Genomic DNA, 22701 nt, shown 5'->3' with positions numbered 1-22701 from the left:
CCTCGGTCCAAAGGTTACCGCGCCCGGGCCTGCCGGGGTTCGATTACTCTCACCGGAGGCAGAGCAGGGTCGATGTGCGGCTTGGCGTCCGAAGCGCGCCAGTGTGTGACGCAATTTCCGGACGATACCGTTGTTGACGTGATATCTGGCTGAGTTTCGGACACCTGTAAATCCGGGGTGACCAGCCGAAACTGGCCTTTTTGGTTTAGATCGTCCGCAATGGCCTGGCAGATAGCTGTTACCGAGCGAAGTAAAGTTCTTTCGTTCATGTCGTTTTCTGCAGCGAACGCAGAAATCTTCAGCCCTTTACGCACCTTTACCCACGACCAGGCATAGAGCAGCTTCCTGTCGTCTTCGCTTGGTAGGTCGTTCACCCACCGCCAAACCTGTTCCATTCGCCCCAGGGCGGCCGCTGACGCGCTTTCGCGATATCGCGCCGCCTGGTGCCCGTAACTCTCGTCGTAGCGCCTGACGGGCACTGGCATGGCATTGCCGAACATGCGAGGCCCCTTGACGGATGGTGACCGCCGTAGCGTCTCCGCCATCTCGATCACCCGATCCTTTACCGCCTGCGCTGTCCAGTCCTGAAATTTCATGCTGCTTCTCCAAATGCCGCTTCGTCGGGGAGGATGAATGTGAGTGTGAGCATCACGTGCAGCACGTCGCTCATGGCCGTGTCGCAGTTCATGGCTTTTGCCTGCCGGCGCAGGCGATGGATGTTAAGCGCGTTGAACTCGTCGATCAGCGTCGGGCGACGGACGAGTTCAGGATGCTTCGCCAGGAGGCGGGACACCGCCTTGAGGACATCGGCGTAAAGTTCTCGAGCATTGCTCCTGTCACCGGTGAGGAGCATGAGGACGAGGCGAAGATGAGCCTCGCCGTGGCTTTCGCCTATCTCGCGAATGGTCGGCTTGCAGAAGCAGTCCCCCGGCCGTCGGCTGGCTGGGGAATGCTCGCTCGCATCCCGGAGGCGAACACCGCACTCTCGGGTTATCTTGTAGATGTTGACGCGGTGACGCCTCAAGCTTCACCCCTCGCCTTCGCCGCCAGGTATTCCGCAGGATCGATACGCTTGACCGGCGAAGCGGCGCCAAAGGTGCCCAGCTTGTCGTCACGGTACTTCCGCTGGCCGGCCGGGTCGAACTTTGCCGCGGCAACACCGCGAATCCATCCCGGCGCCTTGGCTGCGTTCACCTTCAGGCGGTGCTCCTGCTTGGGCTGGGCCTGCTTATCCCTGCGGCGCGCCTTCTTGCCCTTCTCCCCTTTCTTCGCCTGCTCAGGCTTGCCCCAGAGCACCTTCTTGTTCTTCGGCATCTTGGGTGGCGCGTTGTTCTCGTGGTCGAGCCGATCGAGCGCCCGCCACGCTGCGGCGTTGGTTTCGAATGGGCCATCGACGAGGTGACCGCTGGCATCACTAACTTGATACTGGCCGTCCTCGTTGCGGGTGACATTCAGGATCTGGGTCATTGCCCTGCCCTCCGGATCATGCGCAACCGACGCCATAGCTTGAAGATGTCGAGCAGGATCATTCGCCCCTCCCGAAATGCTGAGGCAGGAGCTTGTGAATTTCCTTGCGCGCTTTGGCGTAAACGCGCCGGCGCACGGGCCTCGCGAGACGATCGACGGCGAAATCGATCTGATCGTCTGCCTCTTTGCCGATTGCATAGAACCGCTTCCGCAGCTCCGTCATCTCGTCCTTTGTTCCGGCTGCGATGACGTTGCCCCGATACTGCGTTTTGGTGACGTAGGCTCGCAGGTGCGTATCCATCTCGTCGACGTGATAGGTTTTCGGCGTTGCGCGCGAGACTCGGTAGAGGTGGAATATCTCGTTCGAAGGGATACAGTCCCAGCCCCCGCCACGGCTCGTGAACCTCTCAAGGTGCTCCGCAAGCGTCAGGCTGTTCGGCCCGAAGGGTTCGTAAAAGGCCAGCACCCACTGCCCCGGCTTGATGTCGACGAAGGTCATGCTGCGCCTCCAGGTTCAGGACGAGGCGCAGGCTTTCCGATCAACTCGGCGGTTTCTATCGCTTTGGTGAGGCTGGTCGCCGCGAAGCCAAGGATGAGGACGATCCTTTCCTGAGCGCGGCGCCGGCTTGGCAGGGACAGCCAAGGGTGTGGTCCATTAATCCGCGCCTCCAGCTCGGTCATGCAATCGACGATGTTATCGATGCGATCTTCGTCAGCATCCGTGCCGCGGTGTCGAACATCCTTTGTGGCTTCCTGATAAGCCTGCCCAATTGCTCCGGACAGCTCGTAGTACCTGCGCAACCAGTTGGCGTAGACGCCGATAAGCTTGTCGAGCGTCTTTGCCTTCTCGGCTTGCGCCGACGCTACAAGTGCGAATGCCTTCAGCGTCTGAAGGAGTTCGACCAAATCCCTCGCACCCATCGGCGGCTGCTTGGGTTGGAAAGAGACGATGTTGGTCATGCTGCACCTCTGGGGTTGTTGCCGGTCGAAGCCCGCCAGGACAAGCACGCGACTTCCCGGTCAACCTCCGACCAGAAGGACGCGATTTCCGATTGCTGCTGTGGCTCGGTCAGACCGAGAGATCGAAGATGGCGGCGAAGAGCGTTCGTAACCTGGCCTGTGTACTGGTCGACATGCGCTTCCGTTCGTTTCGTGCTCAGCTTCCGAGCAACATCGGCGACCTTCGAACGACGGCGGTTGAGCGGGAACAAGAGCACAGTCGCGCTGGCTGATGCATGATCTCTGTCGAAGAGTTCACCCTGCCGCATGGATACCCTCCCAAGAATATAGAGGAATGTCCTTCAAGTATGACCGGTAAAGTACTCCAAGCATGACCGGTGTAGTCTCACTTGAGGTACCGGTAGACGCCTCCAAGTATGACCGGAGTTGCGTTTTCATCACGCAGCCCTCCTGTCTTTCTTGCGGCTGGCTTTTCGCTCCCTCATCCTTTGGACGATGAGCAAGGCTTGTTCGTCCGTCTTGATCCGCTTCCAATCATCGGTAGGAGCAAGATTGCCGATGATCCCGGTAGGAAGGTATGTGAGAGTGTAGGCGCAGGCATCGTGCAGATCCTGTCTGCCTACGCCGGTCTCACGGTTCACCTTCAAGAGCCCGAGCGCTTCGCCAAGCTTCGTCATCGACGACACTGTCGTCCGGTTGAATCCAGCCGCGACGAACTGCGGGTAGCTGAAGAACAACTCCCCGTTCGCACTGCCTTTCTTGCGCATGTGCTCGATTTCGAGAACTTCCAGGAGGGCTTTAAGAGCGCGCGGTGCATTCCGCCATGCGGCGCTCTGCAGGAGATCCAGCCGCTTCGGCACCCATGCGCCTTCAACTTGCCAGCGCTTGTTCTTCATCGCGGGAACTCCCGCCGAACGACGCCATCCTCACGGATCAAGCGAGGCAACGGCCCGCACCTGCGGCAGTAGCGGTTCGGAGCCCTGCCGTTGCACTTCGGGCAACGCGGACCGCTTGTCTCGACGACGTACCGCCGCGGCGGGTATCCCTTCTTCTCGGAGGAGATGGTCACGAATGCGCCCTCCGCACCGTCCGAAAGGTCTTCGCCAGTGTGCAGGCCTGTGCGGCTTCATATACCGTCAGCTCAAAGCGCTGCTTGAGGGTTTGGCTTGCCACATCGCGCGTGCCGCTATCGCCACTGGCGGGCGGTCGAAGCGCTGATGTGATGCTCTGTTGTGGAGAATAAGGCAAAGGAAGGCTCCTCAATGGAATGAGAAGCCGAGTATGTCACCGTGACATCATCAATGCAATGAAAAGCGTCACCGTGACATCATCTTTCCGACGGCGTCTTGTTCCGCTTCAACGACTTTGCCTTAGGCCCGATTTTGTCGGCTACCTCGTCGATGAAGGCGTCGCTCCAGTTCTCGGCAGCCTCCTGCAGGCGAGCTTCCCGTATCCGCTCGAGCTTCCTAGTGAGTTCATCGATCTCGTCGAGAAAGCTTAGCTCAGGATATTCGATCTCCGGATACTTCTCCTCCAACGCAGCAACAATCTCAGCATTCATGCTCCGCCGGTTAGCTTTTGCAGCATCGGAAATACGCTCGCGCATGCCGTCGGGCAGGCGCAACATGAACTTGTCTTGCTCTCTTACCGGCTTTTCGTCGCTCATATCCAATCCATACTGTCACCGTGACACAAAATAAATGATGTCACCGTGACTTCTTTTGTTGACGTCATGATGTCACGGTGACATCTTGAAGTTAACGAAAGGAGTACAAGACGTGGTTAAGAAATCTCAACAGCCCAAACTAATGGTTCGCCTTCCTGATGACGTGAAGACGTTCATCTCGAGCCGGGCCGAATACAACGGCAGCTCGCAAAACAGCGAGGTCATTCGCTGCATCAGGGCGCAAATGGAAGCAGCTTCCGTAGGCAATACAGGTCGTCACGACTGACAAGGAGCAAGCATGACCGCACTTCAACACGCAGTCAAAGCAGCCATCAAGGCGCACCAGAAAGCGGTGTTAGCCGACGAAGGTTCATTCGACGATCACCATAACCCAGTCAGCGAAGAACTCGCAGAACAGACCGGCGCCGCAGAGGTGGCCGCGTTTAAGGTTATGGCGACGGCTCCGTGCAGCACGCATGACGAAGTGCAGGCGAAGCTGCGCTATGTGCTTGACGGATCCGTTGGCGTAAGAACCCCGATCATCGAATGCCTAGGTGACGAGGAATACGGGGCATGGGAAGGGTTCGAAGCCTTTCTCCGCTCGCTCGTCCTGCCGCAGGAGAGCGCTCGATGAACATGCTCACCTCTACCACCGTCACCATGTCCAGCCGTGAGATTGCGGATCTGACCGGCAAGCAGCACCAGCACGTGAAGCGTGACATCGAGAAGATGCTCGGTGAACTGAACGAAGATGCGTCCATTTTTGGACACATCTACCTCGACAGCATGAACCGTGAGCAGACGGAATACCGGCTCAACCGGGAACTGACCGAAACTCTGCTTCTTGGCTACAGCGCTCCGCTCCGCCTCAAGGTCATTCGTCGCCTTCGGGAGCTTGAGGCTGCAGTCGCCTCCCCTCGTCCACTGACCACCACCGAAACGCTGATCCAGATGCTGACCATCCAAGCGGAGGTCGAGCGCCGGCAGGCTGAGCAGGGCGAGCAGATCGCGGTCCTGACTTCTCAGGTGTCCCTGATCACCCAGGCGCACACAGTCCTCGAGAAGATGCCGACCGACTGCGAAGGCATCGAGCGCATCAGGAAGCGCATGAACAAGGAATACGGCCTGTCCGTCACCGTCGTCGACAAGATTATGCGGGACAGTCCGTATGCGCCGACTATCCGCGTGCTGGTCCGCAACCCTCACGCCGAGGGCGTCCACAATTCCGGGTTCTCGATCAAAGAGGTCTCGGCAATCTTCAAGCGCTTCGCTGACGAGGCCAAGCATTCGGCCGGCAAGCTTTACACGCATCCATACATCGAAGGCCGGTTCAAGCTCACCCGCCGCGAATAGTCATGGCTCAAATCTGAACCACACCAGACATTCCTAATCAGCCACGGAGAATACCAATGACAACGCCATCACCGGCGAAGGGCGAAGCTATGCCCAAACCTACCCACGAACAGGTCGCTGACGCGATGCGCGGGCTCGAAAACGATATCCGCGAACTCATGCTGATGGCCGACATTGCGGTCAATGCTTGGGACAACATAGGCCCGCCGAAAACCGTCAACGACAACTGCTTCCAGTACCAATGCACCCGCCTCGAGCGAGACTGCTTCGACTTCCTGATCAGCAATGTCGCGGAACGTGCCAGCGTCCTCCGCGTGCGCTTCGAGGCTGCAATTGATGGAGGGACTTCGCTATGAGCAGCTACAAGATTGAGGAAGTCGATGCAGCCGTCCGCAACCTGAACGACCTTCTGGACGTCATGTGCGAACTTCAGTTCGCTCTTGGAAAGGACGAAATAGACCGCCGCATAAACAGCCTTCTCTGGATCGCCCGCGACATTTCGGAAGGCATTGTCGCCTTCCAAGACAAGCAGGGCGAGGAAAACATCGCGAAATTCAAGGAGAAGCGCCAATGACCGACCGGGTCACGAAGTTCCGCGATGCTCTCGGCGCTACCGATAGCTATCTCCACACCCTGGACATTATGGTCGAAGTTCTCATCGGCAAAGGCGACGTGGCGGACTACGCGGCCTTCTGCCTCATCATTGAGGACGCGAAGAAGCAGATCACGGCAGCACAGCAGCTTGTGGACGAGATGGAGGACGCGCAATGAACCGCCGCACCGTTCTGAAGGCTAGCATCGTCATCGCTGCTACCAGCCATACCGCCGTCGCCACGGCGGACATTCCTGACCCGCTTCTGGACACCATCCGGGCGTATCAACGCGGGCTGGAAGACTTCAACCGGCTCGCTGGGGGCTTGGACAACGACGAGTGCAGCGCGTTGGCCGATATTACCTATGGGCCACACCTTGACCGACTGACAGAGTGGAACGCGCCAGCGACAACGCTCGAAGGAGCTATGGAGGCGCTTCGCATCTCTGTGAGCGATCAAGGCGGAGTCTACGGCTGCGAAGCTGCTGAGCGGATGGTCCTGGCCGCTCTGGGTTATCTGGAGGGGCTGAAATGAGCCGCCCTACCGTCGCCCTGCCCCGCTCGATCACATCGCAATTCAAGAATGCGGAAATCCTCACCGCCCAGATCGAGGCGGTTACCAAGCACCTGTCTCAACTGATGGACGAACTCCACGGCGAGGAATGCCAATTCGACATCAGCCACGAGGCTGGGGTCGAGTTCATCTTGGTCAGCCCAGGTGTAAAGCGCGGGAGGTCCAGCCGTGGCTAAGTCCGAAACCGATCGCATCAACCGGTGGGAGCATGAGCTTATGGCCCTCACCGTCAACTCCACATCGATGATCAAGGAAGCCATCACCCTGCATCGCCTCATGGTCGAAGACGAAAACAAGCTCTACCACGCCGATGGCAAGCCGAAGGCGAGGAAAGCTACTCGCGATGATGCGGCCGTGCGGGAGATCAAAGCATTTCGGATCTTGCTCCGCCTGCCGTGCCTGACGGCAGAAGAAGCCCAGATGAAGCTCGCCTACTTCCACGAGGCAGCAGACCCCAACGGGTGGTCGAACTTGGACAAGCTCTGGTGGCCCGCGCATCTGGACGAAGATGAGAAGGGCGGCGGCACCATGGAACCGTTGCTCCTGCGGTCGCTCTACGTCAACGGAGGGCTACCGCATGCGAAGTGAAGCGCCGGCCGATCCGTCAACGATGTTCTATCTGATCCGGCAGGCTGACAGCAACCTGCTAGACACCAAGGGCTACACGAACGCCGCGAAGCTGATCGTCCAGGGCCTGGGCGACAATACCCGCGGCCGTGAGATCGACGATGCTCTGCACTCGCTGCTGCTGGTGCTTGACCATGCGCTGAGCGGGCTGGAAACGGCGCGCTCGCATATCGAGGCGATGGACGACATCACCCCTGTGGATAAGTCGAATAGCGGGGAAATTGCCTGATGTCCGCCCCTGCCCTCATCCGCAAGCAGGACATGCAGCGCGCGGCGGAAGTCGCGCAAGAGACTGGCTGCACTGTCGAAATCAAGATTGGTGAGGCCGTTGTCACCATCCGGCCAAGGTCCGAGCAGATCAAGGAAACCGGAATTGACTACTCCCGACCAAGCCTATGAAGCTTCGGGGATGCCAAGAAAGCTCCCCCTCCACGTCACCAAGCAGAAAACCCGCCACGACAAGTGGGTTTTCTATTTTCGCATCGGCAAGGGGAAACGGATACGGCTCCCGTACCCGAACGACCCGACGTTCAAGGCCGCGTACCGCGCTGCCCTGACGGGATCGCCCGTTGAGGTGGCCAAGGTTTACGAGGGCACGCTGCAGTGGCTCTGGGACCGGTACACGACCGAAAGCGCCAAGTGGGCCGGCTATAGCCCCGCCACGCAAAAGCAGCAGCGGCTGATCATGGCAAAGGTTCTGGAAAAGAACGGACACTATGCCCTGTCCACCTTCACTCAGGACGTCATTCAAGAGGGCGTGGATAAGCGGCACGAGACACCGGCGCTGGCCGCGAACTTCCTGAAGGTAATGCGGGGGATGTTTGGCTGGGCGAGGAAAATGCGCTTGGTCGCAGCGGATCCGACTATCGGCGTTGAACCGCCAGGCTACAAGTCAGACGGCTTCCCGCCATGGACGATCGACGACGTGAGGGCATTCCGTCAGCGCCACGAGATCGGGACACCCGAGCGCCTAGCGATGGAGCTGATGCTTCTGACGGGTCTGAGACGGTCCGACGTCGCGATTGCCGGCCGTCAGCACATCAAGGGAAAAGAGCTGTCGCTGGCGACGGCGAAGACAGGATCGAGGATCACGGTGGAGCTCACCGACGATCTTCTGAAGATGATTGAGCAGACGCCACGGAAGGGCCTGCATCTGATCGAGAGCAGCCGCGGCAAACCATTCGTGAAGGAAGCATTCGGGAATTGGTTCAGGGAGAGATGCACCGAGGCGGGCGTGACCAAGTCGGCTCACGGGCTCAGGAAGCTCAGCGCCACACTGGCGGCTGAAGGCGGCGCAGGCAGCCACCAACTGATGGCGCAGTACGGATGGACCAAGCTGGCAACGGCCGAAATCTACACCAAGGGTGTCGATCGAAAGCGTCTCGGAGTCGAGGGCAGCCGCATCGTGGCAGACCAGATCGAGAACATACTTTCCCCTCACCCAATTTCAGGTGAGGGATTCAAACCGAAAAAAGCAATAAAAACAAAGGCAAAAAACTGAAATTGTATCCTTGTCACGCCCACCATCCAATTCGCTGAACAGCAGAGGCTTCCGGGCAACCGGGAGCCTTTTTGGCATTTATAGCCTGTCGTCTCCCGCAGACCTGTCGCCATCTTGACGGCGTCGAGCCGGCGCTCCTCCGAACTCATGACGCTCGGCTGGCACGTCGCCGCGAGGAAACTTCCTGCACGTTAATTGTTTGAGGACGAAAAGGAGCTCGATCATGAAGACAATGCCTCTCGTCGCAATTCTTCTCGCTGCGTCGCCCGCCAGTGCACAACAACACCGCAACTACGAAGTCGCACCGAATGGCAGTGGCGGCTATACCGGCACTTACGGAAACGAAAACTTCGACATTGATACACAGTATGGTGGCGTCTCCGGGCAGATCGGCGGAAGACGTCCCGGCGTGATACAGGAGCGGCCATCGCGGAAGGCGGGCAGCATCGGCGCAACGCAGCGCAACTGCGTCGTCGATGGCAACGGCAATGCCCTATGCCGCTAAACAACGCGCGCTGATTGTGCTAATTGACTCGCCTCAGATCCTGCTTATTCTTGCTCTCTGGGAGGAATGACGGAAGGCGGGTGGCGAAATGCATGTTGTGCTGCAGTCGAAGCTCTTGGATGCCGCGGAATACGACATGGCATCGTCGCGATTGAAGATCTTCATGTCCAACGGGCAGATCCGGGAGTTTTGCGATGTGCCCGACTATGTCATCGATGACCTGAGAAATACTTCCTCCCCCGGCAGCTATTACATGAAGCTGATACGCAACCGGTATCGCGACGCCAGCTTGGGTTAGGCTTCCACAACATCTACTCGAAAGCCCCAGCCCTTGCAGGCTGAGACCTCCCTTGTCGCAACCCTCGCGTGTTCTCAGAAAACAGCGCTGCCGACGGCGAATGCGAAGACCACCAGAACCACGAAGACAACGAGGAAGAGGAAGAACAGGATTTTGGCGATGCCGGCCGTGGCCTGCGAAATGCCCGAGAAGCCGAGAAAGCCGGAAATCAGCGAGATGACCAGGAAAATCAGTGCCCATTTCAGCATGGAAGATACCCTCGATGAATGATGGGCAGATAACGTGAACGAACCCGCGAGGTTCCAAACCACGGAGCAACCCGCTCTGTTCCCGACATCTGCACGAACTGCCCCTGCCTGATCCCGCTCGACGTGCCAACGCATATCCGCCACCCCATCGGTCGAACCCGCCACCGAACAACGGGCGCCTTGGCGGCGAATCAGCTATTGCTGCCGAACACATCGGGAACAAGCCTGCGGAAACGAATGTCGATCGCCTATCTGGAAAAGCTCAATGATGCACAGCGCCGGGCCGTGGAGCACGGTTCGGACGTGCCAAACGGCGGTGCGGCCGGTCCGCTGCTGGTGATTGCCGGTGCCGGCTCTGGCAAGACGAACACGCTGGCGCACCGGGTGGCGCACCTCATCGTCTCTGGCGCTGATCCGCGCCGCATCCTGCTGATGACCTTTTCCCGCCGCGCGGCGTCCGAAATGGCGCGCCGTGTCGAGCGCATCTGCAAGCAGGTGCTGGGCGCCAATGCCGGCGTGATGACCGATGCGCTTGCCTGGGCCGGCACCTTCCATGGCATCGGCGCACGTATCCTGCGGCTCTACGCCCAGCAGATCGGCCTTGATCCCGACTTCACCATCCACGACCGGGAAGATTCCGCCGATCTGATGAACCTCGTGCGCCACGAGCTCGGTTTTTCGAAGATGGAAAGCCGGTTTCCGACCAAGGGAACCTGCCTTGCCATCTATTCCCGCGCCGTCAATTCCGAGACGCCGCTGGACGAGGTGCTGAAAGGGCAGTTTCCTTGGTGCCTCAACTGGGAAAAGCAGCTGCGCGAGCTGTTTGGCGCTTATGTCGAAGCCAAGCAGGCCCAGAACGTCCTCGATTACGACGACCTGCTGCTCTACTGGGCGCAGATGATGGCCGAACCGGCCATTGCCGAGGATGTCGGCACTCGTTTCGACCATGTCCTGGTCGATGAATACCAGGATACGAACCGCCTGCAGTCGTCGATCCTCATGGCGATCAAGCCGGGCGGCCGCGGGCTCACCGTCGTCGGCGATGATGCCCAGTCGATCTATTCCTTTCGCGCCGCCACGATCCGCAACATCCTCGATTTCCCGGCAAGTTTCGATCCGCCGGCGCAAATCGTCACGCTGGACCGCAACTACCGCTCCACCACCACCATCCTGGCCGCCGCCAACGGTGTCATCGATCTGGCCCGCGAGCGCTTCACCAAAAACCTCTGGACCGACCGGGAAGCCGAGGAGCGGCCGCGCCTCGTCACCGTGAAGGACGAGGCGGAACAGGCCAACTACATCGTTGAAAAGGTGCTGGAAAACCGCGAGGCGGGCATGACGCTGAAGAACCAGGCGGTCCTGTTTCGTGCCTCCCACCATTCCGGCCCGCTGGAAGTGGAGCTCACGCGCCGCAACATTCCCTTCGTCAAGTTCGGCGGCCTGAAGTTCCTCGACAGCGCACATGTGAAGGACATGCTGGCGGCGCTGAGATTTGCGCAGAACCCGCGCGATCGCGTTTCAGGTTTCCGGCTGATGCAGCTCATCCCGGGCGTCGGTCCACAGACGGCGGGCAAGATCCTCGATGCCATCTCCGCCGATCCGGAGCCGCTCGCAGCACTCGAAGAAATCCCGGCGCCGCCGCGCTCCGGCGCCGATTGGCCGGCCTTTGTCGAGATGCTCAGCGCGGTGCGCCGAAAGGAAGGCTGGCCGTCCGAGATCGGCCTTGCCCGCCAGTGGTACGAACCGCACCTGGAACGCATTCACGAGGATGCAGAAACCCGCAAGGCCGACCTGTTGCAGCTCGAGCAGATCGCAGCAGGCTATGCGTCGCGCGAACGTTTCCTCACCGAGCTGACGCTCGATCCGCCGGACGCGACGAGCGCGGAAGCCGGGGTGCCACTGCTGGACGAGGACTACCTGATCCTCTCCACCATCCATTCCGCCAAGGGCCAGGAATGGCGGTCGGTCTTCCTGCTCAACTGCGTCGATGGCTGCATTCCATCCGACCTCGGCACCGGCTCCACGGCCGAGCTGGAGGAGGAACGCCGCCTGCTTTATGTCGCGATGACGCGGGCGAAGGACCACCTGCATCTCATCACGCCGCAGCGATTTTTCGTGCATGGTCAGCAGTCGCAGGGCGACCGGCATGTTTATGCCTCGCGCTCCCGCTTCATCCCGGCCACCCTGCTGCAGTTTTTCGAAACCACCGCATGGCCGGTCGTGGCACCCATGTCGGATGCCGAACGCCAGCATCGCCAGCAGGTGCGCATCGATGTGACGGCCAGGATGCGCGGCATGTGGCGCTGACGGGATCGTGTCGCAAGGCGATTTCTGCTATGGAAGCTCAGATGTTGAGGGCGAAACGGCAACCTTGAAGGGAGCTTGAGCATGGACAAGCCAAAACTCCTGTCCGGTGGCAATCCGCAGATCCCGAAGGGCGACGGAGACGCGCCGGTCCAGGCCTATATCGCCGCCATGCCCGGCTGGAAAAAGCGGGTTGGACGCACGCTAGACAGGCTCGTCGAAAGGACGGTTGCGGATATTCGCAAGGCGGTGAAGTGGAACACGCCCTTCTATGGCATTGAGGGCAACGGCTGGTTCCTCGCCTTCCACTGCTTCGACCGCTACGTGAAGCTCACCTTCTTCCGGGGCACATCATTGGTGCCACAGCCGCCGGAAAGCTCGAAGCAGAAGGAGGTCCGTTATTTCCACATCCACGAAGACGACGTGATCGACGAAACGCAGCTTGCGGAATGGATCCGCCAGGCCGCCGCCCTGCCCGGCGAAAAGCTCTGACGGCGCACCTCCCGCAGAACCGTTCACCCCTCCGTTTCTTCCGGTGCATCCTCCTTTACAGGCTCGCCGGGCTGGAGCGGCGCCAGGTGCAGGAGCTTCGGTGACATCGCGTCGCTGAAGGCTTGCGAATGACCGACATAGATGATCGTTGAACCTTCGAGCGTTGCCAGCGCCTCCACCAGCCGCGCCTGTACCTGCGGTTCGAGCCCCTCCAGCACGTCGTCGATCACCAGCCATTGCGGCTTGCGCAGCAGCACATTGGCCACCTGCAGCGCTGCCTCCTCCTCCTTGTCGAGGAGGCGGTCCCAGCGCTCCACCGCGTCGAGCCGGTCTGCGTAACGCTCCAGACCCACGACCTCTAGAGCTGTCCTTTGTGCCTCGTCGCTGATGCCGGTGCCGCCGGCGGGATAAGTCATTGCCTCCCGCAGGCTGGCGAAGGGGAGGTAGCCTTCCTGCGGCATCAGGATCATCGTCTCGCCGTGCGGCAGCGTGATCTCGCCCCGCCCCCAGGGCCAGGTCCCGGCAAGCGCTGCAAAGAACAGGTGCCGGTCGGCACCCGGATCACCATTGATCATCACCCGCTCGCCCGCCATGATCGTGCAGGCGTCTTCGCCCATGCGTGTGCCGTGGCCCGCCTCGCCCTTGTCCGGCTCGCCATAAACCGCGACGCCGCGAAGGCTGATCCCCTCTTCGGGCGGTCCCATCCTGTGGCTGATCACCTCGCCCTCCGCGGCCGGCGTATCCATCGCGAGCAGCGCGTTGCGGAAAAAGGAAACGCGCGCCAGCGTCGCCCGCCAGTCCGCGATGACGCTGAAGTTGATGACATACCAGCGCAGCGCCTGGTTGACCTGGTTGAAGGCACCCACCGCCATCATCAAACCACCAAAGGAAAGCTCACCGGAGAAATATATCGGTGAGGCGATGATGATCGGCGCCACCACCGAGAGCCAGCCGAAGCCGGCGGAGACCCATGTAAGGTTGGCAAGCGCCACCGCCAGCCGCTGCAGCATGTGCAGCACGCCATCGATTGCATAGTGGACGCGGTTGAGTTCGCTCGCCTCGCCGCGTGCCAGCGTGATCGGCAGGAGGTTCTCGTTTGTCCGCACCAGTGTGGCGCGAAGGTCTGCCTCGCGGGCATAGCGGTCGGCATTGAGCCGCGGCAACTGACGGCCGACAAAACTGCTCAAGAGCGAGCCGGCAAGCGCATAAATGATGGTTGCCCAGACCATGTAGCCCGGAATGGTGATGACGCGCCCGTCGATGCGGAAGCCGAAGTCCGACGATATCGCCCAGAGCACGCCGATGAAGCTTGCGAGCAGGATGGTGGAATTAACGAGACCGATCGCCAGCGACGTCGTGTTCTCCGCCAGGATGCGCGTATCCTCATGCAGCCTCTGGTCGGGATTGTTGGCGATCGCGCCTGCCCCACCGAGCTTCAGCGCCCGACCGGGTTTCAGCCACACTTCCGCAAGGTCACGCGCGAGGCCTTCACGCATGCGCAGCGCGGTAGTCTGGTTCAGCCACTGCTGGATGACGTTGAGCAGCGTCAGCGACACGCCAAGGACGCCGAACACCATCAACTGGTTCAGGAATTCGGGCATGTCGCGCCGCTCCAGCGCGTCATAGAACGGCCCGTTCCATTCATTCAGCTTGTAGGTCGCATAAGTGGTGGCGAATATGACGGCGAGCAACGCCACCGTCAGCACCAGCACCTTGTTGCGAACCTCGGCGCTCCAGAAGGCGCCGATCATCATCCGCAACTGACTGCCGAACGGAAGCTCGTAAGATTGCGGAGCCGCTTCCTGAGCATGGGTCATCTGTCTTTATTCCCTGCCGCCTTATCGTATTGAGCGAGCTTTATCATGCCGCCGCAGGCTTTGCAGGAGGCAGTGCCAGCAACACCCGGCAAACATCTTGGGCCTCGCCCAAGTATTGCACCTTGCATTCTTCTCAGGCAGCGCCCAAAATCCGTGCAACAGGCTGCTTTTGGGGAACCGATGTCGATCAAGGCGAGTATCTACCACCTCACCCATTACATGTACGACAAACCCGTCCGTCTCGGACCGCAGATCATCCGCCTCAAGCCCGCCGCCCATTCCCGAACAAAGGTATTGAGCCATTCGCTCAAGGTTTCGCCGCAGAATCATTTCGTCAATCTGCAGCAGGATCCTTACGGCAATTACCTCGCCCGGTTCGTCTTTCCCGAACCGGCAACCGAGTTCAAGATCGAGGTCGACCTTGTTGCCGACATGACGGTCTACAACCCGTTCGACTTCTTCGTGGAGGAAGAGGCGACGAACTGGCCGTTCCTCTATCCGGAAAACCTCGTCGAGGACTTGTCGATCTACCGCAAGCCGGAGCCGGCGACGCCCAACCTCCAGGCCTTCCTTGACACTATCGACAAGACGCCGGGCCAGCCGACGGTGGACATGGTGGTAGGGCTCAACGCCCGCCTGCAGCGCGAGATCGCCTATGTCATCCGAATGGAACCCGGCGTGCAGACGCCGGAGGAAACGCTCACCCTCGCCAAGGGCTCCTGCCGCGATACCAGCTGGCTGCTCGTCCAGGTGCTGCGCCATCTCGGTCTTGCCGCGCGCTTCGTGTCCGGTTACCTCATCCAGCTGACGCCGGACCTGAAGGCGCTCAATGGCCCGTCCGGCACCGAAGTGGATTTCACCGACCTGCATGCCTGGGCGGAAGTTTACCTGCCCGGCGCCGGCTGGATCGGGCTCGATCCCACGTCGGGCCTCCTGACCGGCGAAAGTCATATCCCGCTTGCCGCGACGCCCCATTACCGCAATGCCGCACCGATCTCTGGCGGCTACTTTGGCGAAGCGGAGACGAGCTTTGCCTTCGACATGAAGGTGGAGCGTGTCGCCGAGCACCCGCGCATCACCAAGCCGTTTTCGGATGAAAGCTGGGACGCACTCAACGCATTGGGCGAACAGGTCGATGCCGTGCTTGCCGCCGAAGATGTTCGTCTCACCATGGGCGGCGAACCCACCTTCGTGTCGATCGACGACTTCCAGTCCGACGAATGGAACACAGCCGCAGTCGGCCCGACCAAGCGGGAAAAGGCTGACATCCTGATCCGCCGGCTGCGCGAACGTTTTGCGCCGGGCGGCTTCCTGCATTACGGTCAGGGCAAGTGGTATCCGGGCGAAAGCCTGCCGCGCTGGACCTTCTCGCTCTACTGGCGCAAGGACGGCCGGCCGATCTGGAACAAGCCGGACCTGATTGCCCAGGAAGGCGGCGACTACCATGTCGGCGAAGGTGACGCCCAAAAGCTGCTCTCCGCGCTCGCCACCGAACTCGGCATCGACACCGAGATGGTGCTTCCGGCCTATGAAGATCCCGCCGAATGGATCCTGCGCGAAGGCAGCCTGCCGGACAATGTCGATCCCTCCAACTCCAAGCTGAAAGATCCGGAAGAGCGCAGCCGCATCGCCCGCGTCTTCGAACGTGGCCTGACGACACCGAGCGGTTACGTGCTGCCCGTACAGGCCTGGAACTCGCAGGCGCGCGGCGAGACACCCAGCCGCCGTTGGGTGAGCGAGAAATGGCGCACGCGGCGCGGCAAGATCTTCCTCGTTCCCGGCGACAGTCCCGTGGGTTATCGCTTGCCGCTCGGCACCCTGCCCCATGTGCCGCCCTCGCAGTTTCCCTATATCCACGAGGCAGATCCGACGATCCCGCGTGATCCCCTCCCTGACGCCATCGTCCCCGCCGGACGCGCCATGCCGGAATCCTCCTTCCGGGCCACTGACCCGGCCAATCCCGGCCGCGTCGAGCAGGTGGCGGGCGAAATTGGCGGCGCGGTGCGCACCGCCATCTCCGTTGAACCACGCGACGGGCGCCTGTGTGTCTTCATGCCGCCGGTGGAGCGCATCGAAGACTATCTCGAACTGATCGCAGCCGCCGAAAACGCCGCCGAAAGCCTGGGCATGCCGGTGCATATCGAAGGTTACGCGCCGCCGCATGACGAGCGCATCAATGTCATCCGCGTCGCCCCCGATCCCGGCGTCATTGAGGTCAACATCCATCCGGCCTCGAGCTGGAAGGAAACCGTCGACATCACCACGGCGATCTACGAGGAAGCCCGCCAGAGCCGGCTCGGCGCCGACAAGTTCATGATCGACGGCCGCCACACCGGCACCGGCGGCGGCAACCATGTCGTCGTCGGTGGCGCCAACCCGAACGACAGCCCTTTCCTGCGCCGCCCGGACCTGTTGAAGAGCATCGTGCTCCACTGGCAGCGCCACCCGTCGCTGTCCTACCTCTTCTCGGGCCTCTTCATCGGCCCGACCTCGCAGGCGCCGCGCATTGACGAGGCGCGCCACGACTCGCTCTACGAGCTGGAGATCGCGCTGGCCCAGGTGCCCGCCCCCGGACAGGGCGAGCCTCCCCTGCCCTGGCTGGTGGACCGCCTGTTCCGCAACCTCCTGACCGACGTCACCGGCAACACCCACCGGTCAGAGATCTGCATCGACAAGCTGTTTTCGCCCGATGGCCCAACCGGGCGTCTTGGTCTCGTCGAGTTCCGCGGCTTCGAGATGCCACCCAATGCGCGCATGTCGCTCGCCCAGCAGTTGCTGGTTCGTGCCCTCATCGCCCGTTTCTGGAAGAACCCGCTGCAGGGCAAGTTCGTCCGCTGGGGCACCGCGCTTGCCGACCGTTTCATGCTGCCGCACTTCATCTGGGCAGACTTCCTCGATGTCCTCCAGGACCTGCGCGAAAACGGTCTCAACCTGCGGCCGGAATGGTTCGAGGCGCAGCTGGAATTCCGCTTCCCCTTCTTCGGTGAGGTGGAATACGAGGGCTGCAAGCTGGAACTGCGCCAGGCGCTCGAGCCTTGGCATGTCATGGGTGAACAGGGGGCGATCGGCGGCACCGTCCGCTTCGTGGATTCCTCCGTCGAACGCCTCCAGGTGAAGCTCGAGACGAGCAACCCGGCGCGCTACACCGTCGCCTGCAATGGCCGCGCCCTGCCGCTCAGGGAGACGGGCGCCTCCGGCACCGCGGTCGCCGGCGTCCGCTTCAAGGCATGGCAGCCGGCGTCGGGGCTTCATCCGGTGCTTCCGGTTAATTCGCCGCTTACATTCGATGTTTATGATACATGGTCCGGTCGGTCGGTCGGCGGATGCATCTACCATGTTGCGCATCCGGGCGGTCGCAACTATGAGACCTTCCCGGTCAACGGCAACGAGGCAGAGGCACGCCGCCTCGCCCGGTTCGAACCCTGGGGCCACACGGCCGGCAGCTATCCGCTGCGCGCCGAAGTGCCTTCGCCGGAATTCCCGCTGACGCTCGACCTGCGCCGGCCGCACGGAGTGTAAGAAGAACCGATGTCCAAGGCACCGGCAATGGAACGGGTGAGCGAAGGGGCGGTGCTTGCCGATCCCGTCCGCGGTTATGCGGCGCTGCCCGGCGTTGCCGACGAGATGATGGACCCGAGCGGCCAGATCCGGCCCGTCTGGCGCAACCTCATCAACCACCTTGGCCGCATGAGCGAAAGCGAGCTGCACGAGCGCTTCGCTCGCGCCGACCGCTACCTGCGTGATGCCGGCGTCTTCTACCGCACCTATGACGCACCTGGCGGTGGCAATGCTGAGCGCAACTGGCCGATCAGCCACGTGCCGGTCCTCATCGACGGCAAGGAATGGGACACCGTCTGCAAGGGCTTGACCCAGCGCGCCGAAGTGCTCGAAGCGCTGATCGCGGATATCTACGGCGACAACAGGCTGGTGAAGGAAGGCTGCATCCCGCCGGCGCTCATCGCCAACAACTCAGAATTCCTGCGCCCGCTTGTCGGCGTCAAGCCTGTGAGCGGCCACTACCTGCACTTCTGTTCCTTCGAGATCGGCCGTGGCCCGGATGGCAACTGGTGGGTGCTTGCCGATCGCACCCAGGCGCCGTCGGGCGCAGGCTTTGCGCTGGAGAACCGCGTCGCCACCACCCGCGCCTTTTCCGACATCTATGCCGAAAGCCATGTGCATCGGCTGGCCTCCTTCTTCGGTGCCTTCCGCGATGCGCTTCAGCAGCACAAGCAATATCCGGAAGACCGGATCGCCGTCCTTTCTCCGGGTCCGGCCAACGAGACCTATTTCGAACACGCCTATATCGCCCGCTACCTCGGCTTCATGCTGCTCGAGGGCGAGGACCTGACGGTCGTCAACAACCGCGTCATGGTCCGCACCGTGGCAGGCCTGAAGCCAATCGGCGTGCTCTGGCGACGGCTTGATGCATCCTATGCCGATCCGCTGGAGCTGAACCAGAATTCCCATATCGGCACCCCCGGCATGGTGCAGGCGCTGCGCTCCGGCGCGGTCACCTTCGTCAATGCGCTCGGCTCCGGCATCCTCGAAACCCGCGCGCTGCTGGCCTTCATGCCGTCGATCTGCCGCCGCCTGACCGGCGAGGACCTCATCATGCCGTCGATCGCCACCTGGTGGTGTGGCCAGAAGGACGAGCGTGAGCATGTGGCCAGGAACATCGAGCGCATGGTCATCGGCCCTGCCTATTCGCGCCTGCCCTTCTTCGACGATAACGGCCAGTCGGTGCTCGGCGCCTCGTTGCGCAATACAGCCAAGCATGCGGTCGGCGAGTGGCTCGCCAATGAAGGCGCCAAGCTCGTCGGCCAGGAAGTCGTGACGCTCTCGACCACGCCGGCCTATGTGGACGGAAAGCTGACGCCGCGGCCGATGTCGCTGCGCGTTTATGCCGCCCGCACCGAAACCGGCTGGCAGATCATGCCGGGCGGCTTTGCGCGGATCGGCACCGGAGATAACGTCGCCGCAATCGCCATGCAGGCCGGTGGCACCGCCGCCGATGTCTGGATCGTCTCCGACAAGCCGGTCAACAAGTCGACGCTCCTGCCGCCGGAGGAAAGCTTCACCCGCAACATGCCGGGCTCGCTGCCGAGCCGCGCGGCCGACAACCTCTTCTGGCTCGGCCGTTATATCGAGCGCGCCGAGGGGGCGCTGCGCATCCTGCGCGCCTGGCATCTGCGTTATGCGGAAGCCGCCGATCCGGATACGCCGCTGCTCGCCGACATTGCCCGTTACCTCAAGGGCATCGACCTCGACATGACGAAGGCGGTGCCGGCAACCCTGCTCCGGAACATCGACAGCGCCATCTATTCCGCCAGCAACCTGCGCGACCGCTTCTCGCCGGACGGCTGGCTGGCGCTCAACGACCTTTCGAAGACTGCCCGGCGCTTCCACGACCGCGTCCAGCCCGGCGATGACGCGGCGCATGCCATGACGGTGCTGCTGCGCAAGCTCGCGGGCTTTGCCGGCCTCGTGCACGAAAACATGTACCGCTTCACCGGCTGGCGTTTCCTGTCGATCGGCCGCTACCTCGAACGCGGACTTCACATGACCCGGCTGCTCGGCCACATGTCGGGGCCGTACGCGCCCGACGGCTCGCTCGACATGCTGATCGAGATCGGCGACAGCGTCATGACCCACCGGCGGCGCTACAACGTGGCAACCGCCCGGCTGACGGTGGCCGATCTGCTCGCGCTCGATGCGCTCAATCCGCGCTCGATCCTCTTCCAGCTGAACGAGATCCGCGCCGAAGTCGAGCAATTGCCGAACGCTTATGTGAACGGCCAGATGTCGCCCTTCTACCGCGAGGCCATGCGCCTTCACTCCAGCCTTGCCGTCATGACGCCGGACGCCATGACCGAAGAGGTTTATCGCAAGCTCGAACAGGAGATGGAGAAGTTGTCCGATATCCTCGGCCAGACTTACTTCAACTGAGGCCGCAGGACGACGGGATGCTCTACGACCTCAATCTCCACATGGGCTATGTCTATGACGTGCCGGCATCCGGTGCGCGTCATGTCATCCGCCTCCTGCCTCTTTCCCTGCCGGATCGCCAGCGCCTTATCGCGGGCTCGGTCAGCGTTTCCCCGAATGCAGACGAGAAAACCACCTTCGTGGATTTCTTCGGACAGCAGGCAACCTCCGTGCTGGTGCGCGCCCCGCATGAGCGGTTCGATATCCGCATGCAGGCCCGTGTCCAGGTGGAAGCGCAGCCACTGACGGCAGACTTCTCGCCGGAGCTCGCGCAACTGAAGGAGCAGCTTGCGGCGTTATGGTCGGTCGAACCGGATTCACCGCACCACTTTGCCGGCGTCAGCCCGCGGCTTCCCGAAGAGCCGCTGATCGCGGCTTACGCGCAGGAGATCCTGACGCCCGGGCAGACGGTGCGCGAGATCGCCACCGCGCTCTGCGCCCGCATCCACTCGGACTTCACCTATGATGGCGAGGCGACCACGGTCGACACCACCGCCAGGGAAGCCTTTCGCCTGAAGCGCGGCGTCTGCCAGGATTTCGCGCATATCATGATCGTCGCGCTGCGCAGCCTCGGCATCCCCGCCGGCTACGTTTCCGGTTTCCTGCGTACGCTGCCGCCGCCGGGAAAGGAGCGGCTGGAAGGTGCCGACGCCATGCATGCCTGGGTGCGCGTCTGGTGCGGCGAGACCATGGGCTATATCGAACTCGACCCCACCAACAACATGCCGGCCGGCAGCGACCACATCGTCGTCGGTTACGGCAGGGATTACTCCGACGTCGCACCTGTCATCGGCGTGCTCAAGGGTTATGGTAACCAGAAGGTCATCCAGGCTGTCGATGTTGTCCCGGTAAAATAGCCGAGTAGAAATAGCCTCGTTTTGGGTCTGATTCTGCTTATCCGGTAAAATTGCAGGTAAAAGCTTAGGAGTTCCTATACCCGTACCTTCTAAACGTCGCTGATCAGATGTTTGAGGGCTCTGGGTCAGGATCCAAGGTGCACCATGCAAAGCATTCAGTTTAAGCGTCTTCTGAAGGATCGTTCCGGCAATTTCGGCATCATTACTGCCGTGATGTTGCCCGTTATGCTTGGACTTGCTGGCATCGCGGTTGATGTCAGCCATGCTCTTGACCAGAAGAGCCGGATCCAGGCACTGGCCGATGCGGCCACGCTCGCGGTTGCCTCCGCCATGGCAGACAAGGGCAACATGAGCGAGCAGGAGGCCGCAGCGCTCGGCCTCAAGACCTTCATCTCGCAGACGCTTGCCTCCGACGGCTCCCTGACGCCGGAACAGCGCGCGGAAGAAGAAAAGAAGCTCCGCGACGCCACGACCTTCCAGACGACCTCCACCTCGTCGAACAACTCGGACAGCTACGACGTCCTCATGAAGTCGACCTACGAGATCCCGATGAACGGCATGAGCGCCGTCGTCGGCTTCAAGACCCTCAAGGTGACCGTCGAAAGCCGCGCCTCCAGTGGCCGTGAAGGCAATGCGCTTTCCATGTATCTCGTGCTCGATGAATCCGGCTCCATGGCCTGGGATACCACGACCATCGACCCGGTGGCGCCGTCCAAGAAGGTCAAGAAGCAGCGCAAGGAAAAGTATCCTTGCCCGGACAACGAGGCCATCATGTGCGAGCGGTTGGTCGAAGAATATGTCGATGCGCCGAACTACATCGTGAAGATGGCGTCGCTGAAGACGGCCGCGGGCGTCATGTTCGACGAGCTCAAGAAGGCCGATCCGAACAGCGGTCTCATCCGCGTCGGCGCCTCGTCCTACGACGACAAGACGAAGTCTGAGCAGAAGATCGAATGGGGCACTTCCGAGGTCTCCAAATACGTCACCAAGCTGCCGGCAAAGCCGGATGGCGGGACGGACGCAAGCGGCGCGCTCACCAATGCCTATGCAGCCCTGAAGGCGGAGAACACCCGCGAAAAGAACGCCCACGACGCCAAGAAGAACAAGAGCTTTGAACGCTTCATCGTCTTCATGACGGATGGCGAGATGACCGGCAACGGCGGCATCTGGAGCAAGAAGATCCACGACCAGGTCATGGGGATCTGCGAGCAGGCCAAGAACGACAAGGACGCCGGCGGCAACCCGATCAAGATCTACACGATCGCCTTCATGGCGCCAGCAAAGGGCAAGGAACTGCTCGAAGCCTGCTCCAGCGGCAAGGAATTCTACTACGAGCCCAACAACATGACGCAGCTCGTGCAGACCTTCGGCGAAATCGCCCGCAAGGCCGCCAAGACCGGCACGCGCCTCACCAACTAACGGTCGCAAACCTTGAGAAATGCCCTGCCGGAAACG

The 22701-nt window shown here is 61.3% G+C and carries 30 protein-coding genes; 20 read left to right on the top strand and 10 right to left on the bottom strand.

The genetic code is table 11. The features are described 5' to 3' along the window. Positions 1 to 14: 14 nt before the first annotated feature. From M0654_RS03615 to M0654_RS03580, 8 genes are all read right to left on the bottom strand, one after another. Positions 15 to 596, bottom strand: coding sequence for a DUF6362 family protein (locus M0654_RS03615; protein ID WP_248681877.1), 582 nt, complete (start codon positions 594 to 596; stop codon positions 15 to 17). Then, the gene (locus M0654_RS03610) at positions 593 to 1024 is read right to left on the bottom strand and encodes a hypothetical protein (protein WP_248681876.1); all 432 of its coding nucleotides are present in this window, start codon (positions 1022 to 1024) and stop codon (positions 593 to 595) included. The genes M0654_RS03615 and M0654_RS03610 overlap by 4 nt, the downstream gene beginning before the upstream one ends. Beyond that, entirely contained in the window at positions 1021 to 1467 is a 447-nt protein-coding gene (locus M0654_RS03605) for a hypothetical protein (protein WP_248681875.1), read from the bottom strand. Before M0654_RS03605 ends, M0654_RS03610 begins: the two co-directional genes overlap by 4 nt. Before the next feature lie 58 nt (positions 1468 to 1525). Then, the gene (locus tag M0654_RS03600; protein ID WP_248681874.1) at positions 1526 to 1966 is read right to left on the bottom strand and encodes a hypothetical protein; all 441 of its coding nucleotides are present in this window, start codon (positions 1964 to 1966) and stop codon (positions 1526 to 1528) included. Continuing rightward, entirely contained in the window at positions 1963 to 2427 is a 465-nt protein-coding gene (locus M0654_RS03595; RefSeq protein WP_248681873.1) for a hypothetical protein, read from the bottom strand. The genes M0654_RS03600 and M0654_RS03595 overlap by 4 nt, the downstream gene beginning before the upstream one ends. Next, complete coding sequence (locus tag M0654_RS03590) at positions 2424 to 2735, bottom strand: DUF6074 family protein (protein ID WP_248681872.1); 312 nt, start codon at positions 2733 to 2735, stop codon at positions 2424 to 2426. Before M0654_RS03590 ends, M0654_RS03595 begins: the two co-directional genes overlap by 4 nt. 129 nt (positions 2736 to 2864) lie before the next feature. Further along, positions 2865 to 3323, bottom strand: coding sequence for a hypothetical protein (locus M0654_RS03585; RefSeq protein WP_248681871.1), 459 nt, complete (start codon positions 3321 to 3323; stop codon positions 2865 to 2867). A gap of 431 nt (positions 3324 to 3754) precedes the next feature. Next, complete coding sequence (locus M0654_RS03580) at positions 3755 to 4093, bottom strand: Arc family DNA-binding protein (protein WP_248681870.1); 339 nt, start codon at positions 4091 to 4093, stop codon at positions 3755 to 3757. Between the two features lie 112 nt (positions 4094 to 4205). Here M0654_RS03580 and M0654_RS22715 point away from each other — a divergent pair, with 112 nt between their 5' ends. From M0654_RS22715 to M0654_RS03515, 14 genes are all read left to right on the top strand, one after another. Beyond that, positions 4206 to 4379, top strand: coding sequence for an Arc family DNA-binding protein (locus tag M0654_RS22715; protein WP_313791066.1), 174 nt, complete (start codon positions 4206 to 4208; stop codon positions 4377 to 4379). A gap of 12 nt (positions 4380 to 4391) precedes the next feature. Then, complete coding sequence (locus tag M0654_RS03575) at positions 4392 to 4727, top strand: hypothetical protein (RefSeq protein WP_248681869.1); 336 nt, start codon at positions 4392 to 4394, stop codon at positions 4725 to 4727. Then, a complete protein-coding gene (locus M0654_RS03570; protein WP_248681868.1) occupies positions 4724 to 5446 on the top strand; it encodes a Rha family transcriptional regulator in 723 nt (240 codons plus the stop codon). The genes M0654_RS03575 and M0654_RS03570 overlap by 4 nt, the downstream gene beginning before the upstream one ends. A 56-nt stretch (positions 5447 to 5502) precedes the next feature. Then, on the top strand, positions 5503 to 5802 hold the full coding sequence (locus tag M0654_RS03565; RefSeq protein ID WP_248681867.1) for a hypothetical protein: 300 nt from the start codon (positions 5503 to 5505) through the stop codon (positions 5800 to 5802). After that, positions 5799 to 6020: a hypothetical protein gene (locus M0654_RS03560; RefSeq protein ID WP_248681866.1), complete on the top strand. Its 222-nt coding sequence runs from the start codon at positions 5799 to 5801 to the stop codon at positions 6018 to 6020. Before M0654_RS03565 ends, M0654_RS03560 begins: the two co-directional genes overlap by 4 nt. Then, complete coding sequence (locus tag M0654_RS03555) at positions 6017 to 6217, top strand: hypothetical protein (RefSeq protein WP_248681865.1); 201 nt, start codon at positions 6017 to 6019, stop codon at positions 6215 to 6217. Before M0654_RS03560 ends, M0654_RS03555 begins: the two co-directional genes overlap by 4 nt. Continuing rightward, the gene (locus tag M0654_RS03550; protein ID WP_248681864.1) at positions 6214 to 6573 is read left to right on the top strand and encodes a hypothetical protein; all 360 of its coding nucleotides are present in this window, start codon (positions 6214 to 6216) and stop codon (positions 6571 to 6573) included. The genes M0654_RS03555 and M0654_RS03550 overlap by 4 nt, the downstream gene beginning before the upstream one ends. Further along, positions 6570 to 6788, top strand: a complete 219-nt coding sequence (locus M0654_RS03545) for a hypothetical protein (protein WP_248681863.1) — start codon at positions 6570 to 6572, stop codon at positions 6786 to 6788. Before M0654_RS03550 ends, M0654_RS03545 begins: the two co-directional genes overlap by 4 nt. Further along, positions 6781 to 7200, top strand: coding sequence for a hypothetical protein (locus M0654_RS03540; RefSeq protein ID WP_248681862.1), 420 nt, complete (start codon positions 6781 to 6783; stop codon positions 7198 to 7200). The genes M0654_RS03545 and M0654_RS03540 overlap by 8 nt, the downstream gene beginning before the upstream one ends. Next, on the top strand, positions 7190 to 7468 hold the full coding sequence (locus M0654_RS03535) for a hypothetical protein (protein ID WP_248681861.1): 279 nt from the start codon (positions 7190 to 7192) through the stop codon (positions 7466 to 7468). Before M0654_RS03540 ends, M0654_RS03535 begins: the two co-directional genes overlap by 11 nt. Further along, positions 7468 to 7638 carry a hypothetical protein gene (locus M0654_RS03530; protein ID WP_248681860.1) on the top strand — a complete coding sequence of 57 codons (171 nt, stop codon included), beginning with the start codon at positions 7468 to 7470 and terminating at the stop codon, positions 7636 to 7638. The genes M0654_RS03535 and M0654_RS03530 overlap by 1 nt, the downstream gene beginning before the upstream one ends. Continuing rightward, the gene (locus tag M0654_RS03525; protein WP_248681859.1) at positions 7613 to 8740 is read left to right on the top strand and encodes a tyrosine-type recombinase/integrase; all 1128 of its coding nucleotides are present in this window, start codon (positions 7613 to 7615) and stop codon (positions 8738 to 8740) included. The genes M0654_RS03530 and M0654_RS03525 overlap by 26 nt, the downstream gene beginning before the upstream one ends. A 223-nt stretch (positions 8741 to 8963) precedes the next feature. Beyond that, positions 8964 to 9245 carry a hypothetical protein gene (locus M0654_RS03520; RefSeq protein ID WP_248681858.1) on the top strand — a complete coding sequence of 94 codons (282 nt, stop codon included), beginning with the start codon at positions 8964 to 8966 and terminating at the stop codon, positions 9243 to 9245. Positions 9246 to 9333: 88 nt separating this feature from the next. Then, positions 9334 to 9543: a KTSC domain-containing protein gene (locus M0654_RS03515; RefSeq protein WP_248681857.1), complete on the top strand. Its 210-nt coding sequence runs from the start codon at positions 9334 to 9336 to the stop codon at positions 9541 to 9543. A 74-nt stretch (positions 9544 to 9617) separates the two neighbouring features. Here the strand turns inward: M0654_RS03515 and M0654_RS03510 are convergent, their stop codons facing one another. Next, entirely contained in the window at positions 9618 to 9791 is a 174-nt protein-coding gene (locus M0654_RS03510) for a DUF1328 domain-containing protein (protein ID WP_248681856.1), read from the bottom strand. 237 nt (positions 9792 to 10028) lie between these two features. On the opposite strand from M0654_RS03510, the gene M0654_RS03505 reads away from it, so the two are divergent. Continuing rightward, the gene (locus tag M0654_RS03505) at positions 10029 to 12098 is read left to right on the top strand and encodes an ATP-dependent helicase (RefSeq protein WP_248681855.1); all 2070 of its coding nucleotides are present in this window, start codon (positions 10029 to 10031) and stop codon (positions 12096 to 12098) included. 81 nt (positions 12099 to 12179) lie between these two features. Further along, entirely contained in the window at positions 12180 to 12587 is a 408-nt protein-coding gene (locus M0654_RS03500; protein ID WP_248681854.1) for a DUF1801 domain-containing protein, read from the top strand. 23 nt (positions 12588 to 12610) lie between these two features. Here the strand turns inward: M0654_RS03500 and M0654_RS03495 are convergent, their stop codons facing one another. Further along, complete coding sequence (locus M0654_RS03495; RefSeq protein ID WP_248681853.1) at positions 12611 to 14404, bottom strand: ABC transporter ATP-binding protein/permease; 1794 nt, start codon at positions 14402 to 14404, stop codon at positions 12611 to 12613. Positions 14405 to 14584: 180 nt separating this feature from the next. Between M0654_RS03495 and M0654_RS03490 the strand changes: the two genes are divergently transcribed. The 4 genes from M0654_RS03490 (at position 14585) to M0654_RS03475 (ending at position 22665) form a co-directional block, all read left to right on the top strand. Further along, entirely contained in the window at positions 14585 to 17923 is a 3339-nt protein-coding gene (locus M0654_RS03490; protein ID WP_248681852.1) for a transglutaminase family protein, read from the top strand. Positions 17924 to 17932: 9 nt separating this feature from the next. Next, positions 17933 to 20350: a circularly permuted type 2 ATP-grasp protein gene (locus M0654_RS03485; protein WP_390919520.1), complete on the top strand. Its 2418-nt coding sequence runs from the start codon at positions 17933 to 17935 to the stop codon at positions 20348 to 20350. Positions 20351 to 20367: 17 nt separating this feature from the next. Continuing rightward, complete coding sequence (locus tag M0654_RS03480) at positions 20368 to 21246, top strand: transglutaminase family protein (protein ID WP_248681851.1); 879 nt, start codon at positions 20368 to 20370, stop codon at positions 21244 to 21246. A gap of 144 nt (positions 21247 to 21390) precedes the next feature. Further along, positions 21391 to 22665, top strand: coding sequence for a TadE/TadG family type IV pilus assembly protein (locus M0654_RS03475; protein WP_248681850.1), 1275 nt, complete (start codon positions 21391 to 21393; stop codon positions 22663 to 22665). The last annotated feature ends 36 nt before the right edge of the window (positions 22666 to 22701 follow it).

Origin of the sequence: Neorhizobium turbinariae, assembly GCF_023223505.1 — a bacterium.
Classification (GTDB): Bacteria; Pseudomonadota; Alphaproteobacteria; order Rhizobiales; family Rhizobiaceae; genus Neorhizobium; species Neorhizobium turbinariae.
This window is presented reverse-complemented; position numbering and strand designations above follow the sequence as displayed.

Bases quoted from the DNA above. Each gene is read 5' to 3' on its own strand.
- M0654_RS03565 (WP_248681867.1), top strand. From the start codon at position 5,503: ATGACAACGCCATCACCGGCGAAGGGCGAAGCTATGCCCAAACCTACC.
- M0654_RS03615 (WP_248681877.1), bottom strand. From the start codon at position 596: ATGAAATTTCAGGACTGGACAGCGCAGGCGGTAAAGGATCGGGTGATC.
- M0654_RS03520 (WP_248681858.1), top strand. From the start codon at position 8,964: ATGAAGACAATGCCTCTCGTCGCAATTCTTCTCGCTGCGTCGCCCGCC.
- M0654_RS03495 (WP_248681853.1), bottom strand. From the start codon at position 14,404: ATGACCCATGCTCAGGAAGCGGCTCCGCAATCTTACGAGCTTCCGTTC.
- M0654_RS03490 (WP_248681852.1), top strand. From the start codon at position 14,585: ATGTCGATCAAGGCGAGTATCTACCACCTCACCCATTACATGTACGAC.
- M0654_RS03545 (WP_248681863.1), top strand. From the start codon at position 6,570: ATGAGCCGCCCTACCGTCGCCCTGCCCCGCTCGATCACATCGCAATTC.
- M0654_RS03485 (WP_390919520.1), top strand. From the start codon at position 17,933: ATGTCCAAGGCACCGGCAATGGAACGGGTGAGCGAAGGGGCGGTGCTT.
- M0654_RS03580 (WP_248681870.1), bottom strand. From the start codon at position 4,093: ATGAGCGACGAAAAGCCGGTAAGAGAGCAAGACAAGTTCATGTTGCGC.
- M0654_RS03555 (WP_248681865.1), top strand. From the start codon at position 6,017: ATGACCGACCGGGTCACGAAGTTCCGCGATGCTCTCGGCGCTACCGAT.
- M0654_RS03585 (WP_248681871.1), bottom strand. From the start codon at position 3,323: ATGAAGAACAAGCGCTGGCAAGTTGAAGGCGCATGGGTGCCGAAGCGG.
- M0654_RS03570 (WP_248681868.1), top strand. From the start codon at position 4,724: ATGAACATGCTCACCTCTACCACCGTCACCATGTCCAGCCGTGAGATT.
- M0654_RS03510 (WP_248681856.1), bottom strand. From the start codon at position 9,791: ATGCTGAAATGGGCACTGATTTTCCTGGTCATCTCGCTGATTTCCGGC.
- M0654_RS03515 (WP_248681857.1), top strand. From the start codon at position 9,334: ATGCATGTTGTGCTGCAGTCGAAGCTCTTGGATGCCGCGGAATACGAC.
- M0654_RS03605 (WP_248681875.1), bottom strand. From the start codon at position 1,467: ATGACCCAGATCCTGAATGTCACCCGCAACGAGGACGGCCAGTATCAA.
- M0654_RS03560 (WP_248681866.1), top strand. From the start codon at position 5,799: ATGAGCAGCTACAAGATTGAGGAAGTCGATGCAGCCGTCCGCAACCTG.
- M0654_RS03550 (WP_248681864.1), top strand. From the start codon at position 6,214: ATGAACCGCCGCACCGTTCTGAAGGCTAGCATCGTCATCGCTGCTACC.
- M0654_RS03505 (WP_248681855.1), top strand. From the start codon at position 10,029: ATGTCGATCGCCTATCTGGAAAAGCTCAATGATGCACAGCGCCGGGCC.
- M0654_RS03590 (WP_248681872.1), bottom strand. From the start codon at position 2,735: ATGCGGCAGGGTGAACTCTTCGACAGAGATCATGCATCAGCCAGCGCG.
- M0654_RS03530 (WP_248681860.1), top strand. From the start codon at position 7,468: ATGTCCGCCCCTGCCCTCATCCGCAAGCAGGACATGCAGCGCGCGGCG.
- M0654_RS03480 (WP_248681851.1), top strand. From the start codon at position 20,368: ATGCTCTACGACCTCAATCTCCACATGGGCTATGTCTATGACGTGCCG.
- M0654_RS03600 (WP_248681874.1), bottom strand. From the start codon at position 1,966: ATGACCTTCGTCGACATCAAGCCGGGGCAGTGGGTGCTGGCCTTTTAC.
- M0654_RS03575 (WP_248681869.1), top strand. From the start codon at position 4,392: ATGACCGCACTTCAACACGCAGTCAAAGCAGCCATCAAGGCGCACCAG.
- M0654_RS03500 (WP_248681854.1), top strand. From the start codon at position 12,180: ATGGACAAGCCAAAACTCCTGTCCGGTGGCAATCCGCAGATCCCGAAG.
- M0654_RS03595 (WP_248681873.1), bottom strand. From the start codon at position 2,427: ATGACCAACATCGTCTCTTTCCAACCCAAGCAGCCGCCGATGGGTGCG.
- M0654_RS03535 (WP_248681861.1), top strand. From the start codon at position 7,190: ATGCGAAGTGAAGCGCCGGCCGATCCGTCAACGATGTTCTATCTGATC.
- M0654_RS03475 (WP_248681850.1), top strand. From the start codon at position 21,391: ATGCAAAGCATTCAGTTTAAGCGTCTTCTGAAGGATCGTTCCGGCAAT.